Below are 2,641 nucleotides of genomic sequence, written 5' to 3'. Positions count from 1 at the left end.
TCCGGCTCTCCAGACAAAGGAGAGCTGGTCGGATGCCGTGCCCTTCGGCCGTCTGCTCGTGAAGGTGAAGCGCGAGATCATCCGCATGGACCGGCCCGAGGTGCGCCCTCAGGACGGTCGCGCGCCCGCGGTGTCGCCGGCGACGCTCCGCCGCTGGCTCGACCGCGGAGCCGACGACGACGGCCGCGAGATCGTGCTCGTCGACACGCGCAACGCGTTCGAGGTCGACTACGGCACGTTCTCCGGCGCCCGCGATTGGCGCATCGAGCGGTTCACGCAGTTCCCGGATGCCGCGAGCGCCCACCGCGACGAACTGGACGGCAAGACCGTCGTGAGCTTCTGCACCGGTGGCATCCGGTGCGAGAAGGCGGCCCTCTACCTGCGCGACCAGGGCCTCGACGCGTACCAGCTCGACGGCGGCATCCTCGGCTGGTTCGCCGCCGAGGGGAACGCGCACTGGGACGGCGACTGCTTCGTCTTCGACGAGCGGGAAGCCCTCGATCCGGGGCTCGCCGCCCGCGCGGGCGCCTGACCGATGCTGTGGGATCAGCACGCGTGCGCTGAACTCGTCGAAACCGCTGACCTGACGGAGCTGCACCGCTACCGCCCGGCGGGCGGCGGACTCGTGTCGCTCAACGTCGGCTACGCCCCGCACGGGCCCGAGGTCATGGCATCCGTCCTCCGCGCGTTCCGTGCCCAGGTGACCGCGATCGACGGGCTGGAGCTCGCGGCGACGGTCGCCGACGTCGACCGGATCGCCGCCGCCGGCGACACCGCGGTGGTGTTCGACCTCGAGGACTGCGCGCCGCTGGGCGGCGACCTCGACGCGGTGGCGACGCTCGTCGCTCGGGGCGTCCGCACGCTCGGCCCGGTGTACAACTACACCAACGCGGCCGGGGGCGGATGCCTGGATGCCGTCGACCCCGGGCTCTCGCGCTGGGGCCGCGACCTCGTCGCCGAGCTGAATCGGCGCGGAATGGTTCCGGATGGTTCGCATGTGGGCGCCCGCACGTCGCTCGACATGTGCGGCGTGTCGACGCGGCCCGTCGTCTTCAGCCACTCGTGCATGCGAGCCGTGTGGGACCACCCCCGCAACATCACCGACGACCAGGCCCGCGCGGCCGCGGACACCGGGGGAGTCGTCGGCATCACCGGCGTCGGCATCTTCCTCGGCCCGAACACCCCCACGCTCGAGGCGATGGTGCGCCACATCGAGTACGCCGTGGAGGTCGTCGGCATCCGGCACGTCGGGGTGAGCACGGACTTCTCGTTCGACTGGGAGACGTTCCAGACCACCCTGGCCGAGAGCCCCGCGCTGTACGACGCGAGCTACACCGCGTGGGGCCCGGTCGAATGGATGCCACCCGAGACCTTCGTCGGCCTGGGCGCGGCGCTCCGCGACCGTGGGTGGGACGATGCCGACATCGCGGCGGTCCTCGGCGGGAACTTCCGCCGCGTCGCCCTCGAGAGCTGGGAGCCTCAGCCATGACCGAACTGACCGACGGTGCCGTCCTGCGCCGCGCCCGCCCCGGTGACGAGGCCGGGATCCTCGCGTGCATCCAGGCGCTCGCCGACTACGAACACGAACCGGATGCCGTCGACAACACCGTCGACATGCTGACGGCCACGCTGTTCGGCGACGACCCGCGCGCGTTCGCGTTCGTGGTCGAAAAGGGTGGAGAGATCCGTGCGATCGCGATCTGGTTCCTCACCTACTCGACGTGGACCGGAAACCACGGCATCTGGCTCGAGGACCTCTTCGTGCACGAGCGGTACCGCTCCAACGGCTACGGCGTGGCGCTGCTGTCCGCGCTCGCCGCCGAGTGCCTCGCGCAGGGGTACCCGCGGCTCGAGTGGACGGTGCTCGACTGGAACGAGCCCGCGATCGGCTTCTACCGCGCCCTCGGCGCCGAAGCGATGGAGGAGTGGACGACGCGGCGCGTGACCGGCGCGGCGCTGGAGGCACTCGCCGCGCGGGGCTGACGCACCCCGGTCACGCGCGGTTCCGGCGGGCGAGGAACACCGCGATCCGCGCGACCTCGAGAAGCTTCCGCAGTCGTCCGGGGCGCTGCACCGTGCCGAAGGACGTGCGGTCGGGGGCATCCGCGAGGTGGCGCTGCAGGGCACGGAAGCTGTCGACCTGCCGGGCGAGGAGATCGAGATCGACTCCCGCGTGCGCCGTCTCCGCGAGGAGGGAGGCGGGGCCCGTGACGAGGGCGATCGCCGGAACGTCCTTCTCCCACAGCGGCTCGCCCTCGCCGAGATGCACCACCGCGCCGGGCCGCACCGGGCGCACCGCGGGGTTCCGCCACTCGGCCCGGGCGAGCGCGGCGAACTCGGGGGTCGTGGCGTAGAGCAGCTCGGGTTCGACGTCGTCGGCTCCGGCCTCCGTCGACGGGTCGTCGTCGCGCCGGTGCTTCGCGCCGAGGTGCTCGATGACGAGGCCGGCCACCGCGGTCCGCCCGTCGGCCGCGGGGGACCACCACTCGGGATGCGCGTGCAGCCAGGCGGTCGTCGCCTGGCCGTGTGCGGTCACCGCCGGGATCCGGAGGTGCCCGGCGACCAGCACGAACACGATCGTCCGGTCGTGCGGGGTCTCGGGCGCGTCGCNGGCCAGCTCGAGCAGACCGATGAACCCGTT

Annotated in this window: 3 protein-coding genes; all 3 read left to right on the top strand. The window is 72.4% G+C overall.

What is annotated here, in order from left to right:
- Positions 1 to 532: rhodanese-like domain-containing protein (locus I5G_RS06540; RefSeq protein ID WP_022878345.1), on the top strand; the 532-nt coding region annotated here is incomplete at its 5' end.
- Positions 533 to 535: 3 nt separating this feature from the next.
- On the top strand, positions 536 to 1,489 hold the full coding sequence (locus tag I5G_RS06535) for a dipeptidase (RefSeq protein ID WP_022878344.1): 954 nt from the start codon (positions 536 to 538) through the stop codon (positions 1,487 to 1,489).
- Positions 1,486 to 1,983: a GNAT family N-acetyltransferase gene (locus I5G_RS06530; RefSeq protein WP_022878343.1), complete on the top strand. Its 498-nt coding sequence runs from the start codon at positions 1,486 to 1,488 to the stop codon at positions 1,981 to 1,983. Before I5G_RS06535 ends, I5G_RS06530 begins: the two co-directional genes overlap by 4 nt.
- The last annotated feature ends 658 nt before the right edge of the window (positions 1,984 to 2,641 follow it).

Origin of the sequence: Microbacterium sp. B19, from assembly GCF_000333395.1 — a bacterium.
Classification (GTDB): Bacteria; Actinomycetota; Actinomycetes; order Actinomycetales; family Microbacteriaceae; genus Microbacterium.
Note: the sequence above shows the minus strand (reverse complement) of the source record. Positions and strands in the feature narration are given on the sequence as shown.